This window comes from Pseudomonas sp. 2VD, assembly GCF_005503585.1.
Classification (GTDB): Bacteria; Pseudomonadota; Gammaproteobacteria; order Pseudomonadales; family Pseudomonadaceae; genus Pseudomonas; species Pseudomonas aeruginosa.
On sequence record NZ_SCND01000107.1, the window covers coordinates 1 to 15,909 of the forward strand.

At 67.3% G+C, this 15,909-nt stretch carries 15 protein-coding genes; 1 reads left to right on the top strand and 14 read right to left on the bottom strand.

Translation table 11 applies throughout. The features are described from left to right. The 7 genes from FFS27_RS14070 to hutC form a co-directional block, all read right to left on the bottom strand. On the bottom strand, positions 1-1,487 hold a 1,487-nt coding region (locus tag FFS27_RS14070), incomplete at its 3' end, for a purine-cytosine permease family protein (RefSeq protein ID WP_256659495.1). 106 nt (positions 1,488-1,593) lie between these two features. Beyond that, a complete protein-coding gene (gene hutU / locus FFS27_RS14075) occupies positions 1,594-3,273 on the bottom strand; it encodes a urocanate hydratase (protein WP_003095958.1) in 1,680 nt (559 codons plus the stop codon). Between the two features lie 325 nt (positions 3,274-3,598). Next, on the bottom strand, positions 3,599-4,396 hold the full coding sequence (locus tag FFS27_RS14080) for a phosphate/phosphite/phosphonate ABC transporter substrate-binding protein (RefSeq protein ID WP_003095961.1): 798 nt from the start codon (positions 4,394-4,396) through the stop codon (positions 3,599-3,601). An 18-nt stretch (positions 4,397-4,414) separates the two neighbouring features. Further along, positions 4,415-5,353, bottom strand: coding sequence for a fatty acid desaturase (locus FFS27_RS14085; protein WP_003141830.1), 939 nt, complete (start codon positions 5,351-5,353; stop codon positions 4,415-4,417). A gap of 15 nt (positions 5,354-5,368) precedes the next feature. Beyond that, positions 5,369-6,391 (bottom strand): ABC transporter substrate-binding protein, encoded by a 1,023-nt coding sequence (locus tag FFS27_RS14090; protein ID WP_016562447.1) that lies wholly within the window; start codon positions 6,389-6,391, stop codon positions 5,369-5,371. A gap of 141 nt (positions 6,392-6,532) precedes the next feature. Further along, positions 6,533-7,123, bottom strand: coding sequence for a HutD/Ves family protein (locus FFS27_RS14095; RefSeq protein WP_021263289.1), 591 nt, complete (start codon positions 7,121-7,123; stop codon positions 6,533-6,535). Continuing rightward, positions 7,120-7,872 carry a histidine utilization repressor gene (gene hutC / locus FFS27_RS14100; protein WP_003095970.1) on the bottom strand — a complete coding sequence of 251 codons (753 nt, stop codon included), beginning with the start codon at positions 7,870-7,872 and terminating at the stop codon, positions 7,120-7,122. Before hutC ends, FFS27_RS14095 begins: the two co-directional genes overlap by 4 nt. Before the next feature lie 100 nt (positions 7,873-7,972). Here hutC and FFS27_RS14105 point away from each other — a divergent pair, with 100 nt between their 5' ends. After that, a complete protein-coding gene (locus FFS27_RS14105; RefSeq protein WP_021263288.1) occupies positions 7,973-9,334 on the top strand; it encodes a formimidoylglutamate deiminase in 1,362 nt (453 codons plus the stop codon). 142 nt (positions 9,335-9,476) lie between these two features. Here FFS27_RS14105 and FFS27_RS14110 read toward each other — a convergent pair whose 3' ends face one another. From FFS27_RS14110 to FFS27_RS14140, 7 genes are all read right to left on the bottom strand, one after another. Then, positions 9,477-10,046 (bottom strand): lipocalin family protein, encoded by a 570-nt coding sequence (locus FFS27_RS14110; RefSeq protein WP_021263287.1) that lies wholly within the window; start codon positions 10,044-10,046, stop codon positions 9,477-9,479. Then, the gene (gene bamE / locus FFS27_RS14115; RefSeq protein ID WP_003095983.1) at positions 10,043-10,300 is read right to left on the bottom strand and encodes an outer membrane protein assembly factor BamE domain-containing protein; all 258 of its coding nucleotides are present in this window, start codon (positions 10,298-10,300) and stop codon (positions 10,043-10,045) included. The genes FFS27_RS14110 and bamE overlap by 4 nt, the downstream gene beginning before the upstream one ends. A 72-nt stretch (positions 10,301-10,372) precedes the next feature. Further along, the gene (locus FFS27_RS14120) at positions 10,373-10,975 is read right to left on the bottom strand and encodes a DUF924 family protein (protein ID WP_003101790.1); all 603 of its coding nucleotides are present in this window, start codon (positions 10,973-10,975) and stop codon (positions 10,373-10,375) included. A gap of 4 nt (positions 10,976-10,979) precedes the next feature. Next, the gene (locus tag FFS27_RS14125) at positions 10,980-11,990 is read right to left on the bottom strand and encodes a class 1 fructose-bisphosphatase (RefSeq protein ID WP_003110175.1); all 1,011 of its coding nucleotides are present in this window, start codon (positions 11,988-11,990) and stop codon (positions 10,980-10,982) included. A 139-nt stretch (positions 11,991-12,129) separates the two neighbouring features. Next, positions 12,130-12,660 carry a lactoylglutathione lyase gene (gene gloA, locus FFS27_RS14130; protein ID WP_003101793.1) on the bottom strand — a complete coding sequence of 177 codons (531 nt, stop codon included), beginning with the start codon at positions 12,658-12,660 and terminating at the stop codon, positions 12,130-12,132. A 153-nt stretch (positions 12,661-12,813) separates the two neighbouring features. After that, positions 12,814-14,754 carry an esterase EstA gene (estA, locus tag FFS27_RS14135; protein WP_003115524.1) on the bottom strand — a complete coding sequence of 647 codons (1,941 nt, stop codon included), beginning with the start codon at positions 14,752-14,754 and terminating at the stop codon, positions 12,814-12,816. Between the two features lie 108 nt (positions 14,755-14,862). Continuing rightward, positions 14,863-15,909 (bottom strand): DUF3999 domain-containing protein (locus FFS27_RS14140; RefSeq protein WP_137952065.1); only part of this gene is annotated, 1,047 nt, incomplete at its 5' end.

Below are 15,909 nucleotides of genomic sequence, written 5' to 3' on the forward strand. Positions count from 1 at the left end.
GAGTCTCGTGGACTCGGAGTTGGGAATAATAGACCGGCCACGCGCCAGGCCCCGTGCGCGGGACGTTCGAAGGCGCCGGGATCGGCCGGCAGGATCATTCGCGCCGGGGCCTGGCGCGTGGCCTTGCGCCGCGCCACCAGGTAGTAGAGGACCGCCGGCACCAGCAAGCCGATGATCCAGGAGATATCCACGCCGCCGAGGTGCTCGACCATCGGTCCGGTGTACAGCGTGGTCGCCAGGAACGGCATCTGCACCAGCACGCCGAGGGTATAGACGGCGATTCCCGGCAGGTTCCAGCGACCGTAGCGGCCGTCGGGGTCGGCCAGCGCGGGCACGTCATAGCGCTCGCGGGTGATGAAGTAGTAGTCGACCAGGTTCACCGCGCTCCACGGGGTGAAGAAGGTCAGCAGGAACAGGATGAAGGACTTGAACGCAGCGAGGAACGAGTGCTGGCCGAGCAGCGCGATGAGCGTCGAGGCGCCGACGATCGCGAGGACGAAGAACAGGCGTTGCACGCGGGTGATCTCCAGTTGACCGCGTACGCTGCTGATGATGGTCGCGATGCACATGAAGCTTCCGTAGGAGTTCAGCGTGGAAATGGTCACCTTGCCGAAGGCGATGCTGAAGTAGAGCAGCGCGGCGACGGTCCCGCTGCTGCCCAGGCCGACGATGTAGGCCACCTCGCGGCCGGCGAACTGACCGTTGGCCAGGGCTGCGGAGAACACCCCGAGGACCATCGAGGCCTGGGCGCCGAGCACCGAGCCGAGGCCGACGGCGAGGAAGGTCTTCCACGACGAGGTGGACGCCGGCAGGTAGCGTGAATAGTCGGCCACGTAGGGGCCGAAGGCGATCTGCCAGGACGCCGCCAGGGACACCGCGAGGAGGAACGAGGCCCAGCTGAAGTGGCGGATGGCGAGCAGGTCGCCGATGTCGCTGAGCAGCATCAGGCGGCTGAACAGGTAGGCGAAGGCGATGATGCCGAGGACGCTGGCGATCCGCCCGATGATGTGGATGACGCGATAGCCGAGCACCGTCACCAGGACGATGAAGGCGGCGAAGATGAAGATCCCGGCGCTGTCGCTGAGCCCGGTGAGCTGGCCGATGGCCTGGCCGGAAAGCACCGTGCCGGTGGCGGTGAAGCCCAGGTACATCAGGCACACCAGGGCGATCGGGATGCAGGCGCCGTAGACGCCGAACTGCACCCGGCTGGAAATCATCTGCGGCAGCCCCAGGCGCGGCCCCTGCGCGGCGTGCAGGGCCATCACCGCGCCGCCGAGGAGCTGGCCGATGAGCAGGCCGACCAGCGACCAGAACACGTCGCCGCCGAGGACCACGGCGAGGGCGCCGGTGACGATGGCGGTGATTTGTAGATTAGCCCCCAGCCAGAGGGTGAACTGGCTGTAGAGGCGACCGTGACGCTCGTTCGCCGGGATGTAGTCGATCGAGCGCCGTTCGATCAGTGGCTTGCTGTCGCTGCCCTGGGTCATGCTGCTGTACTCCGCTGCGGCTCGCGCGCCGCCATTCTTGTTGTGGCCTGGTCGGGACAGTGGGCGGCCGCCCCACGCCCCGCCGGCGTGGAGGCGGTTTCCGAGGTCAGCGCTGGGCGGTGATCATCGGCAGGTTCAGGCCCTGCTCCTTCGCGCAATCGATGGCGACCTGGTAGCCGGCGTCGGCGTGCCGCATCACCCCGGTCCCCGGGTCGTTGGTCAGCACGCGGGCGATGCGTTCGGCGGCCTCGTCGCTACCGTCGCAGACGATCACCATCCCGGAGTGCTGGGAGAAGCCCATGCCCACGCCGCCGCCGTGGTGCAGCGAGACCCAGGTGGCGCCGCTGGCGGTATTCAGCAGGGCATTCAGCAGCGGCCAGTCGGACACCGCGTCGGAGCCGTCCTGCATGGCCTCGGTCTCGCGGTTGGGGCTGGCCACCGAGCCGGAGTCGAGGTGGTCGCGGCCGATGACGATCGGTGCGGACAGCTCGCCGCTGCGCACCATCTCGTTGAAGGCCAGGCCGAGCTTGGCGCGCAGCCCCAGGCCAACCCAGCAGATGCGCGCCGGCAGGCCCTGGAAGCTGATGCGCTCGCGGGCCATGTCCAGCCAACGGTGCAGGTGGGCATCGTCGGGGATCAGTTGCTTGACCTTGGCGTCGGTCTTGTAGATGTCCTGCGGGTCGCCCGACAGCGCGGCCCAGCGGAACGGACCGATGCCGCGACAGAACAGCGGGCGGATGTAGGCCGGGACGAAGCCGGGGAAATCGAAGGCATTGGCCACCCCCTCTTCCTTGGCCATCTGGCGGATGTTGTTGCCATAGTCGAAGGTCGGCACGCCCTGCTGCTGGAACGCCAGCATGGCCCGCACGTGTACCGCCATGGACTGCTTGGCGGCCTTGACCACGGCGGCCGGGTCAGTCTGCGCGCGGTCGCGGTACTCTTCCCAGCTCCAGCCGGCCGGCAGGTAGCCGTTGAGTGGATCGTGGGCGCTGGTCTGGTCGGTGACCATGTCCGGGCGTACGCCGCGGCGAACCAGTTCCGGAAGGATCTCGGCGGCATTGCCCAGCAGGGCGATGGAGATGGCCTTGCCTTCGGCGGTGTAGCGCTGGATCCGCGCCAGGGCGTCGTCCAGGTCCTTGGCCTGCTCGTCGACGTAGCGACTGCGCAGGCGGAAGTCGATGCGGCTCTGCTGGCACTCGATGTTCAGCGAACAGGCGCCGGCCAGGGTCGCCGCCAGCGGCTGGGCGCCGCCCATGCCGCCAAGGCCGGCGGTAAGCACCCAGCGGCCCTTGAGGTTGCCGTCGTAATGCTGGCGGCCAGCCTCGACGAAGGTTTCGTAGGTGCCCTGGACGATGCCCTGGCTGCCGATGTAGATCCACGAACCGGCGGTCATCTGGCCATACATCGCCAGGCCCTTGGCGTCCAGTTCGTTGAAGTGTTCCCAGGTCGCCCAGTGCGGCACCAGGTTGGAGTTGGCGATCAGCACCCGCGGCGCGTTGGCGTGGGTCTTGAACACGCCGACCGGCTTGCCGGACTGTACCAGCAGGGTCTCGTCGTCGTTCAGTTGCTTGAGGGTCTCGACGATCCTGTCGTAGCACTCCCAGTTGCGCGCGGCACGGCCGATGCCGCCGTAAACCACCAGTTCCCTGGGGTTCTCCGCGACCTCCGGGTCGAGGTTGTTCATCAGCATGCGCAGCGGCGCTTCGGTCAGCCAGCTCTTGGCGGTCAGCGTAGTGCCGCGCGGGGCGCGGATTTCAATATCGCGGAATTTGCTCGGGGTGGTCACGGCAGGCTCCTGGGCGTGGCGTTCAACGGGCGGCGACCCGCGAGGGTGCGCCTGAATTCGGGGACGAAGCAGAGGTCGGGCTGGGTCTACCGAACACATCTATGCTTGTACATACAAGTATAAGCAAAGGAAGGGCCAATTCTGCCGCCACGCCCTCCGGCGATATCTCCACATTCCCGTGAATTTCATTCAACCCGTTGATTTTTATGTAGTTAAGAATTAGCGAAGGTAGCCTCTCCCCCGGGAGAAGGAGCCTGCCGGAACGGCCCTGGGTGCACGTGATCGAAGCGTGCGCGCACCGGTTTGGGGCCTTCGGTAACACCGTTCAGCGCAATTGCGGGTAACCCCAGCCCTGCGCCTGACGCTCGTAGTCGAGGAGAATCCGGTAATGCTCCTCGCCGGCCGGGAGGAAGCTTTTCAGCGCCAGTGTCGCGGCCAGGTGCGGGCACTCGATCAGCGTCAGGTTCAGCGCTTCGAACAGTTCGCGGCGTTGCGCCGCACTCCAGTGCAGCGAGGTGATCAGTGGCAAGGCCGGGCTCGGCGCGCTGCGCCCGAGCACGCGCAGGCCGGCCAGGCGCTCCGGTGCGTGGCGTTGCAGGTAGCCGAAGGTCACTGCATCCACCGAGGTCAGCTCGACCTCACCCGCCGCCACCATCGCCAGGCTGCGCAGGTGGCCGCCGCTGATGCGCACTTCGGCGAAGAACGCCGAGTCTCGCCCCAGCGGCGCCAGCGCATGGCGCAGCAGGTTCATGCCGCTGTTGGAGTCGCGGTCGTTGAGCGCCAGGCGGGTATTGCGGAAGTCGCCGAGGCGCTGGCGCGCCTGTCCTTCGGCGGCGACGAACAGACTGCAATGCTCGCCGGGAGCGCAATCGGGCAAGTCGTAGCTGGGCACCGCGAGCACCGCCACCTGGCCGCGCAACTGGGTCATCAGCGGATAGCCGCAGGTCTGCGCGAACAGCAGGTTAGGCTGTCGCCACTGCACCGCCAGATCGGCGGCGGCCGGCGCGTAACGGCGCACGCCCAGGCGCCGGCAGACCTCGCCGATGAAGGTTGCGCCGGCCTGCCTGACGCAGTCCGGCTCGACATACATGTCCAGCGCCGCCACCACCGGGGTATCGATCATGCTCTCGTCCGCCTGCCTTCAATGCTCGGGATGCACCGGCGCATCCACCGGCCGCCAACCGTGGCGCCGCCATAGACGACCATAGCCGGGCAGGTGGAAATCGCCACTGCGTCGCCGGTAGGCACGGCGGCTTGCGTTATACACGCGCGGCAGCAGGTACCAGGGCAGGCCCGGCAGATCGTGGTGGACCAGATGCAGGTTGTTGTTGAGGAACAGCAGCCGCCACGGCCACCCCGCCTCGACCAGCACGCTGCGCTGCGCCGGCTCGCGGGCCGGACGGTGCTCGTAGAAAGAGCGCAGCATGCTCAGGCCGAGGGCCGGATAGGCCACCGCCGGCAGGTACAACCAGGGCGGGATGCCCGCCCAGCGCCAAAGCCCGGCCAGCAACCCGCCCAGCAGCACGGCATGCAGGCCCCACAGGCGCCAGGCGGCGCCCTCTCCCTGGCGCAACCGCGAACCCTCCAGGCGCGCCATCGCCGCCAGGGCCAGCAGCGGGCCGAGGGTGGCGCGACCGAGCAGGGTCTTGTCCAGGCAGAGCCAGCGCCGCCGCCAGGAGCCCAGGCGCGGCCATTCGGACAGACTGACGTAACGACTCTCGGGGTCCAGCCCCGGGTAGGTCAGTTGCTCGTCGCGGTGGTGCCGCAAGTGGCTGTCACGGTACAGCGGATAGGGATACCAGACGGCCAGCGGCAGGTAGCCGAGCACGGCGTTGAACCTCGGCCAGCGGGTCGGGTGGCCATGGATCAGCTCATGCTGCAACGACATGTAGAGGGAGGCGAACGGCACCAGCCCCGCCAGCACCGGCCAGCCCCAATGCCGATACTGGCTGGCGAGCAGTGCCCAACCGCCGTACAGGCAGGCGATCAGCAGCCAGGTCGGCCATTCGCTGCGCGCCTGGAAGGTATCCTGGAGCCGCCGCACCAAGGTGCGCTGACGCCCGCTCAGGTAGTGCGCCATGAAGGCTGGCGAGGCTTACTTCAGGGAGGTATCGAGGCGCGTGGCGACTTCGGCCGGCACCCAGTGGCTCCAGATTTCGCGATGCTGGCGAAGGAACTGCGCACGCACCTCGCCGACCTCGCGATGATTCTGCGCCATGTCGGCGAGCAGCTCGTTGAACAGCGGCAAGGGGATCTCGACCTTGCGGAACAGCTCGACCAACGCCGGCGCCTTGTCATGGAAATCGCGGGAAACGCCAATGGTGATCTTCGCCGGCAACGAGCGGGAACCGATGGGTTCGGGGTTCTTCGGATCGGACAGGGTGGCCCAGGCCTTCTCGCTGAACGGCGGCTCTTCCAGTTGCACCAGCTTGAAACGGCCCATCAACGGAGTCGGCGACCAATAGTAGAAAAGCACCGGCTCACCGCGCCGGAAGGCCGCGCTGATAGCCGCATCCAGCGCCGGGCCGGTGCCGGTGCGGAAGTTCGTGTAGCTGTCCTGCAACCTGTAGGCCTTGAGCTTCTGGCTGTTGACGATCTCGCAGGTCCAACCGGTCGGGCAGTTGTAGAAACGCCCCTTGGCGGGCTCCTCGGGATCGCGGAACAGCGCCTTGTAGCGCGGCAGGTCGGCGACCGACCTCAACTCCGGCGCCTTCGCCTCGATGCCTCGTTGCGGGTCGCCCTTGACCAGGTACTCCGGCACCCACCAGCCCTCGGTGGCGCCCTTCACCGTCTCGCCGACGGAGAACACCTCGCCCGCCTCCTCCGCCGCGCGCCACACCGGGCTACGCCCGGCCCATTGCTCCCCGGTGACCTGGATATCGTTCTGGCGCAGGGCGTTTTCCATGGTCACGGTATTGCCCGGCAGCGCGTCGGTCTCGCAGCCGTAGCCTTTTTCCAGTACGTAGCGCAACAGGTCGGTGGTGAACATGCCGCTTTCCCAGTTCAGCCCGGCGAACACCACTTTGCCCGGGTACGGGCATTCCGCCGCGACGGCGGTCTGGCTGGCGAGGCTGGCGCCCAGGGCGAGGACGGCGAGGATCTGGCGAAGCGGGGGCATGCGGGTCTCCCGGTTGGAGTCGGACGGCATGCGGAACTATATAGGCATTAAAAATATTGGATTAATAACGTTTGGTTCTTTTGATAGACAAAAGCGCCTACCCTTTCGGTGTAGACGCTTTTTCCTGGCGGCGCCGGCGAATCACAGCGAATCGAGTTCCACCGCACAGACCCACGCCGGCTCGTGTGCCGTCAGGCGCCAATGCTGCAAGCCCTGCAGTCCCTCGGCGCACAGGCAGTCGTGGGCAGCCAGTTGCCCGCGAGGTTGCCCTTGCAAGGAAATCGCTACCCCGCCCTGCTGGGCGAACAGCAGCAGCGTGCTCGCCGTGCCGTGCCAGTCCAGCTCGCCCTCGACCCGCAGCCATTGCAGGCGCGCGCGATGGCGCCGGGGCGCATAGATCAGGTTGAAGTCACGGATAGCTCCATCGAACAGGGTGCAGTGCACCTCGCTGTCGCCGGAAAAGGCGAAAGCCTGCCGCGCGCGTAGCGGCGCGGATTCCGCGCCATCCACCCGCAGGCGCATGCCGCCGCCCTCCAGCACACTGATGATCCGCTGGTAACCGGCGAAGCGGGAGAAGCCGCCGGACTCGCCGACATCGGCGATCGACAGGCGCCAGCCGAAGCCGTCCAGGCCGTCGCCGCCGTCGCGGGCGATCTCCTCGGTGGAGCCGGCGCCGTTCTTCCACGGCATTCTCGGGTAGTCGACGGCGCGCAGGATGCGGAATTCGCTCATGAGCTGAAGCGTCCTTCCAGACGGTGGCGGGAACCCGGGTGCAGCAGCCGCGCGGCGGTCACCGCGACACGCCCGGACCAGGTGCGGCGGCGGATCAGCAGGCACGGCTCGCCGCGTTCGATCTGCAACAGCTTGCACTCGGCCGGCTCGGCGAGGATCGCCTCGACCACATGCTCGCCCTCGGTGAGCGGCGCCACCTGGGTCAGGTAGGCATAGGGCGTTTGCCGGGTGAAATCCTGCTTGAGGTAGTCCGGCGCCACCGCGGCGTTCACGTAGCGGTCCTCGATCTGCACCGGGATATCGTTCTCGTAGTGCACGATCAGCGAGTGGAACACCCGCTGGCCTTCGCGCACGTCCAGTGCCAGGGCGCGCTCGGGGCCGGCGACCTCCTCGCCGAGGGTGATCACCTGGCAACGATGGCGATGCCCGCGGGCCGCGATCTCGTCGGCGATATTGTGCACCTCGAACAGCGCCGACTGGCCCTTGGGCTCGGCGACGAAGGTTCCTACCCCCTGCATGCGCACCAGCAGGCCGTCGCTGGTCAGTTCGCGCAGGGCGCGATTGATGGTCATGCGACTGAAGCCGAGCTGGCTGACCAGTTCGCTCTCGGACGGCACCCGGTGGTGCGGCGGCCAGGCGCCCGACTGGATCTGGCTGACGATCATCTGCTTGACCCGCGCGTAGAGCGGCGCCGGTACCTCGCCGAGTTGCGAGGCCAGCGGGGAACGATCGGAGGAAGAGGACGTCACTGAGAGACTCCTTGTCGAGGCGTCGATGAAGTGAGTTTACGCACCGCTTAATCGTCTGTATATGTATATACAAATAAAACAGACTGCGTGTGAGCTGATTATGTCCGCAATTTTCGCTGAACGTGCGTTGCTGCCGGAAGGCTGGGCGCGAAATGTCCGTTTCGAGATTTCCGCGGACGGAGTCCTCGCCGAGATTCGTCCCGACGCCAACGCCGACGGCGCCGAACGCCTCGGCGGCGCCGTGCTGCCGGGGATGCCCAACCTCCATTCGCACGCGTTCCAGCGCGCCATGGCCGGGCTCGCCGAAGTCGCCGGCAATCCCAACGACAGTTTCTGGACCTGGCGCGAGCTGATGTACCGGATGGTCGCTCGACTGTCGCCGGAACAGATCGAGGTCATCGCCCGCCAGCTCTACATCGAGATGCTCAAGGCCGGCTACACGGCGGTGGCGGAATTCCACTACGTCCATCACGACCTCGACGGCCGCTCCTACGCCGACCCCGCCGAACTTTCCCTGCGCATCTCCCACGCCGCCAGCGCCGCAGGTATCGGCCTGACCCTGCTGCCCGTGCTTTACAGTCACGCAGGCTTCGGCGGCCAGCCGGCCAGCGAGGGCCAGCGGCGCTTCATCAATGGCAGCGAGGCCTACCTGGAACTGCTCCAGCGCCTGCGCGCGCCGCTGGAGGCGGCAGGCCACTCCCTGGGCCTGTGCTTCCACTCCCTGCGCGCGGTGACTCCGCAGCAGATCGCCACGGTCCTCGCCGCCGGCCACGACGACCTGCCGGTCCACATCCATATCGCCGAACAGCAGAAGGAAGTCGACGACTGCCTGGCCTGGAGCGGACGCCGGCCGTTGCAATGGCTGTACGAGAACGTCGCGGTCGACCAGCGCTGGTGCCTGGTCCATGCGACCCACGCCGACCCCGCCGAGGTGGCGGCGATGGCGCGTAGCGGCGCGGTGGCCGGCCTGTGCCTGAGCACCGAGGCCAACCTCGGCGACGGCATCTTCCCGGCGACGGACTTCCTCGCCCAGGGCGGGCGCCTGGGCATCGGCTCGGACAGCCACGTCTCGCTCAGCGTGGTCGAGGAACTCCGCTGGCTGGAATACGGCCAGCGCCTGCGCGACCGGAAACGCAACCGGCTGTACCGCGACGACCAGCCGATGATCGGCCGCACGCTCTACGACGCTGCTCTGGCTGGCGGCGCCCAGGCCCTTGGGCAGCCGATCGGTAGTCTCGCCGTGGGCCGTCGCGCCGACCTGCTGGTGCTCGACGGCAACGACCCCTACCTGGCCAGCGCCGAGGGCGACGCCCTGCTCAACCGCTGGCTGTTCGCCGGCGGCGACCGCCAGGTGCGCGACGTGATGGTGGCCGGCAGATGGGTGGTGCGCGACGGCCGGCATGCCGGGGAAGAACGCAGCGCACGGGCATTCGTCCAGGTGCTGGGGGAACTGCTCGACTGACCCTGCGCAGCGGCGGATAACCGCGTTGCGCTTATCCGCCCCACTCGTTCGAGCCGTCGGGCGCTAAACGCCGATACTTCCCACGCCAGCCGCCAGGCGTGAACGGCGCTGGAAAGAAAAAACGCCCCGGCGGGGCGTTCCTTCACTGGCTCCGCTTCAACTGGCCGTCGGGTACCCGCCAGATCAGCTCGTCCACCGCGTAACCGCGGCTGCGCGCTTCTTCCAGCAGACGCTCGCGGGTCTGCTGCGAAACCTGCGGGGTACGCGACAGCAGCCACAGGTATTCACGGTTCGGATTGCCCACCAGCGCGGTGCGGTAGTCGTCGTCCACCGCCAGCACCCAATAGTCGCCGCGCGCCACGTTGGGGAAGAGATTGGCGAACCAGTTGTCGAAGCGCACCCACAACTTGTCGGTGCGTCCCGGCTGCTGGGCGACCGCCCGCCCCTCCACCTGCTCCCACTCGCCATCCAGGGTCAGGCAGCGATTGATCACCTGGATGCTCTGGTCTTCCTGCAAGCGGTAATGCGCCTCCGATTGCGCGCAGTTGCGCTGGAAGAACATCGGCAAGCGCGCCAGTTCGTACCAGGTGCCCTGGTAGCGCTGGAGGTCGACCTGCTCGGTGGCCGGCTGATTCTTCGGCGAGCCCGCGCAACCGACCAGCAGCAAGCCCAGCCACAGGGTGCAGAGCACCCGGATCGGCAGACCGATCACTTGAGCCCCTGGCCGGAGAAGAGCAGCGCCTTGTCGGCCGCGTACTGCACGCTGATGAAAGCCTTCTCGTCGCCCCAGGTGCAGCTGGACATGCCCAGCGCGCCGGAGCACTCGGTGGGCTTGCCGAGGATCGCCTCGACCTCGGCCTTGCTCATGCCGGCCTTGAGCTTGGAATAGTTTTCCTGGTTGATCTTGCTGCAGGCAGCCAGGACGACGCAGAAAGCGACCACGGCCAGGGTACGGAACGACGCCATGAGGAACTCCTTGTTCGGGGGAAGCGCTGCCCTACAGCTTGGCACACGCGGGGGAAATCCGGAGCCTTGGAGTCAGAAACGCGAACCGGGTTCCCTGAGGAACGCCGTCTCCTCCTCGCTGGAGGGGCGGCCGAGAATGGCGTTGCGATGGGGAAAGCGACCGAAGCGGGCGACTACCGCATGATGCCGCTCGGCATAGTCGTAGAAATCGTCGAAGGGCTTGCGCACGCTGCCACCGACCTGATCGCGCAGGTCGCGGAAGCAGGCTACCGCCCGCTCCTGGCTGGGCAGGTCCTCGGCGTGCTCCAGGACCAGGTAGGCGAACACCCGGCGCACCGGCGGCAACTGGCGGTCGAAGCCTTTTTCCAGGCCCTCGCGCACCACCCGTTGCGCCCGGGCGTCGCCGGCGTAGGCGCGCGGCGTGTCGCGGTAGATCATCCGCGGCAACTGGTCGAGCAACAGGATCAGCGCCAGCCAGCCATCGGCCTCGGCCGTCCACTCCTGCAAGCCGCCGTCCAGCGCCTGGTTCACCAGGTCGCCGAAACGGCCGCCGGCATCGGCGTCCTGGCAGACGTTCTTGCCGAACCACAGGCCGTTGCGCTGGGCAACCACCTCGGCGGCATCGCTGGAGGTGCCGAACCACCAGTCGAGCAAGGTCTCCCAGGGCGCGCTCATCGGCCTACTCCGCGTGGTAGCCGGTGATGCGCTCGACTTCCTGCTTCGAGCCGAGGAACACCGCGACACGCTGGTGCAGGTTCTCCGGCTTGATGTCGAGGATGCGCTGGGTGCCGTTGGTGGCGGCGCCGCCGGCCTGCTCGATGATGAACGACATCGGGTTGGCTTCGTACATCAGGCGCAGCTTGCCGGGCTTCTCCGGCTCGCGGGCGTCGCGCGGGTACATGAAGACGCCGCCACGGGTCAGGATGCGGTGGACGTCGGCGACCATCGAGGCGATCCAGCGCATGTTGTAGTTCTTGCCCAGCGGGCCTTCCTTGCCGGCCAGCAGTTCTTCCACGTAGCGTTTCACCGGCGCTTCCCAGTGGCGCTGGTTGGACATGTTGATGGCGAACTCGGCGGTGCTTTCCGGCACGCTGATGTTGTCGTGGGTGAGGACGAAGCTGCCCAGCTCGCGGTCCAGGGTGAAGCCCTTGACGCCGTTGCCGAGGGTCAGCATCAGCATGGTCTGCGGGCCGTAGATGGCGTAGCCGGCGGCGACCTGGGTGGTGCCCGGCTGGAGGAAGGCCTCCTCGCGCAGGGTATCGTTCTGGTTCAGGTACTCGCTGGGGCAGCGCAGCACCGAGAAGATGGTGCCGACCGAGACGTTGACGTCGATGTTGCTGGAGCCGTCCAGCGGGTCGAAGACCAGCAGGTAGGCGCCTTTCGGGTAGCGCCCCGGAATCTGGTAGGGGTGGTCCATCTCCTCGGAGGCCATGCCGGCCAGGTTGCCGGCCCATTCGTTGGCTTCCAGCAGGATCTCGTTGGACATCACGTCCAGCTTCTTCTGCACCTCGCCCTGCACGTTCTCGGTGCCCATGCTGCCGAGTACGCCGCCCAGCGCGCCCTTGGACACCGCATGGCTGATTTCCTTGCAGGCACGCGCCACGACCTCGATGAGGAAGCGCAGGTCGGCCGGGGTGTTGTGGCTGCGGGTCTGCTCGATCAGATAGCGGCTCAGGGTAACGCGGGACATGGATGGCTCCGGAGAGAGGAAAAAACCCGCGCAGTTTAACGCGGAATTGGCGGTCACGCTTGACTCCGCGCAACCGCCGGTTGGAGATCGGCGGCGGTGGCGCGGTTCATTTCCGCGGCGCGCAGCCGATCGACGGTCGTCAGCCGCGTCCCATCTCGCCGTTCAGGCTGGCCTGGACGATTTCCACCCAGTAGCCGTCGGGATCGCTGATGAAGGCCACGTTCTTCATGCCTCGGTCCAGCGGCTTGACGAAGTTCACGCCGAGCGTCTCGAAACGCTCGCAGGCCGCCACCAGGTCGGGCACCGAGAAGCAGATGTGGCCGAACCCGCGCGGGTCCTGGTTGCCGTTGTGGTACTGGCTGTCGTCGCTCTCGCTGCCCCAGTTGTGGGTCAGCTCGAGGACCGACTGGCGCCCGAAGGTATATCGCTGGCGCTCGTCAACCGCATCAGGCACTTCTTCGCCACGGGTCATGGCGAGGAAATACAGGGAGAAGCGGCCTTCCTCGAAATCCAGGCGACGCAGCAGGCGCATGCCGAGCACCCGCGAGTAGAAGTCGAGCGAGCGCTTCGGATCCTTGACCCGCAACATGGTGTGGTTGAACACGTATTCCTGGGTGATGGCGTCCGGCTCCATGCAGATGCCGGGCTGTACTTCGGTGTTGAAACTCATCGGGCGATTCCCTCGAACGAAACGGATCGGCAGTGTATGGCGGTCGACCGGGCAGCGAGTAACAGCGGGGTACTACTCTCTTGATGCCGGCGCGCGCCGATCGTTCCGTCGACGGGAAACGCGACCGGCGCCGACCGGGCGCCGGCCGCCGTTTCAGAAGTCCAGGCTCAGCGCCAGGCTGACGCTCTGCTGGGTATCGTCCTCGCCCTTGCGCCAGTTGTAGCCGCCGCGCAGCGACAGCTCCGGCGCCAGCTTCTGGCTGAAGCCGAGTGAGACGCGGTTGAGATGGTCCTGCGGGGTGTAGCCTTCGAGGGTGAAGCGATTGCCCGGCAGGCTGTTGAGGGACATGGTCAGGTCCTGGGTGTCGTCCTCGTACTCACGTTCGTGGGCGTACTCGGCGAACAGCTGGGTATCGCTGCCGAACGCGTACTTGCCTTGCAGGCCGGCGCCCAGGCGCTTCGAGCTGCGCTTCTGGTCGTCGTAGTCGAGCGCGGTGGCGCTGGCGCCCTTCTCGGAATAGCCGTCGACCTCGACCCGTGCATAGTCGGCGCTGACGAACGGCGACAGGTGCCAGGGACTGTCGGCCTGCTGGGCGATGTCGTAGCCCAGGCGCGCGCTGAACGCCCACAGGTGGCCGTTGGTGTCGCCTTTCTCGCTGCGCTCGCCGCCGCCCAGGGCGAACTTGCGCTTCAGGTCGTCGTAGTCGAGGTAGCCGCCGGTCAACGCCGCGTCGGCCCACCAGCGGTTTTCCTGGTACTGCACGAAGGCGCTGGCCATGTAGCTGTTCATCCGGTAGTCGGAATCCTTGGCGCCGGCTTCCAGCTTCTGCCGGTAGAAACCGGCGGCGACCCCGGCGCGCCAGGCCTCGTCGATGCGGTAGCTGCCACCAAGGGTCAGGTTGTAGCCGTTGCCGTCGCCGCTGGCGGCGCTGTCCTGGGAGTCGAAGTCCAGGCGCTGGCCACCGCCGCCGACGAAGCCGCGCCACTGGCCGACGTTCTGCCAGTTCTCCCAGTCCGCCTGCCACTGGCTGCGCAGTTCGTCCTGGTAGGCACGCAGGGTGCCGTGGGCCATTTCCGGCAGCAGGGTCAGCTCCCAGGGCGCCGACAGCAGCGAATAGGTGTAGTCGGCGATCAGGCGCTGGCCGGTGATGGTCGGGTGCACGCTGTCGTTGAACAGCAATTTGCTCGGGTCGGGCGTGCTGCCGTTGATCCCGTAGGTCGGGTTCATGGTGCAGCCGTTGCCGCTGAAACAGGTGCCGATCAGGTTCTGGTCGGCGGCCAGGCCGAAGGAAGCCGGGTTGGCCATGCCTTCCTTGAGCAGCAGCGGGATGTTCAACGGAATGACGTTGGCGCCGGCCTGGCTCAACTGGGCGGTCAGCTCGGCGTTGAACGTGCCGCTGAGTTGGCTGGCGAAAGGCTGCAAGGGACCACCGAAGGTAGCCGGGGTCAGGCCCAGGTCGGGCAACAGCCAGACCACGATGTAGCGCGCGCCGGCCTGCTGCAGGGCCTGCACGCTATCCACCAGGCGACCGGCGGCCTGTTGGGCCTGGACGTCGTTGAGGATGCGCCCCTGGAGGAAGTCGTTGCCGCCGCCGGTGATGTAGTACAACGCGTTCGGATCGGCACCCAGGCCCTGGCGGGCACGGTCCACCAGGTAGCCATCGCGGCTGCGCAGGAGGGTATTGTCGCGCTCGATCAGCGAGCCGTTGGCCGCGGTGATCGAGTCGTAGATCTGATCGGTCCGGTAGCCGCCCACCGCCCAGTTGTTGCCGTCGGCGATGCCCTGCTGGGCGTTGACCGGCGAGGTCGAGGCAGCCAGGTCACCCGGGGCGATGCCGAGCTGATTGCCGAGCAGCATGGGCGCGGTCGGTCCGAAGATCTCGCCGCTGCCGTTCTGGTAGGTCGGGCCGACCCGGTTGGTGAAACGCGAGGTGCTTCCGGCGGGGCCGGCAGGATCGGGGAACTGCCCGGCATCGCTGAGGCTGTCGCCGAACACCACCAGCGTCGAATAGGGCGAAGGAGCAGCCTGCGGGGCGGTGGACAGCGAAGCCAGCAGGCAGGCCGCTACCAGTGGCTTGAGCGCCATTCTGATCATTCTCTTACTCCGTGATTTGTTTTTATTGTCGGGCCGCCGCGTCGTCGGCATGCGCCCCGGGGCCCGTCGTAAAGCCTCCTCAGCCGAACAGCATAGCGCGGAACCGGCTCATGGCTTGTTCGGCGAGGAACGCAGCAGGCTCATTGCCATTATTACCAGCAGAGCGACCCCCAGCAGAAGTACCGCCCACAGGCCGATCTTCTTCCAGTCGCTACCCGGTGCCGGCGCCGCGGCCGCCATGGCCACCTCCAGCGGTTCGCCCAGGCTGGCGCTACCCAGGGTGGCGCGCTTGCTCTCGGTATAGCCGGGAATCAGTACGCCGAGCGGCAGCGCCGCCGACTGCGCGCCGGGCTTGCCGAACGCCAGCCGGTACGGCGGGCTGCCGCGCACCAGGAACACCAGTTCGCTGGCCGGCAGGCCGACACTCAGGGACGGGACCTCCGGGCCCAGGCCGGTACCTCGTTGGTCCACCTGCAGACGCAGCTCGCGCACCGCCCAGCCCGGCAGTTCCAGCTCGTTCTGCTGTACGTTGCGGCCGTCGATCGGCAGCCGGTAGAGGACCCCGCGTGCCAGGCTGCTCCAGGCGGCCTCCCGGCGCGGCGAAGCGTTCTCCGTACGATCACGGCCGGACAGTTCCACCGGGACGATGGTGTGGGTCAGCGCCTGCTCCAGGGACACCCGCACCCGCTGCAACGGCAACGCCAGCGGCAACTGCCAGCGGTACTCGCCGTCCCCTGCCTGGCGCCCGGCCAGCGGCTCGGACCAGATCATCGGCGCCGGCTCGGTGCTCCGCGTGCTGCCTTGCAGGCGGGCGCCATGGAGGTCTGCCGCGGTTGCCCCGGCCGGCCAGGCCAGACGCAGGTAGCGGGCCTGGCGGCCGGGAAGCTTGACCTCGCTGACGTCGATGCGTTCGCCGTTGAAGGTCAAGCGGGCGATCTGTCCGTCACCCCAGGCCTGCCAATGCTCGAGGTCGTCGCTGGCTTCCACGGAGAAGCGCTGGAAGCCCTCCTCCGGGCTGCTCCAGTCCAGCCGCAGGCGCTCCAGGGGGAACGTCACCGCGCTCGCGTCGATCAGCCAGCCGCGCAGGGTCTCGGCAGCCGGCCCGGCGTTGCCCGGCAGCACCTCGACTATGGTGCCGCTGCTGTTGCGCTGCAC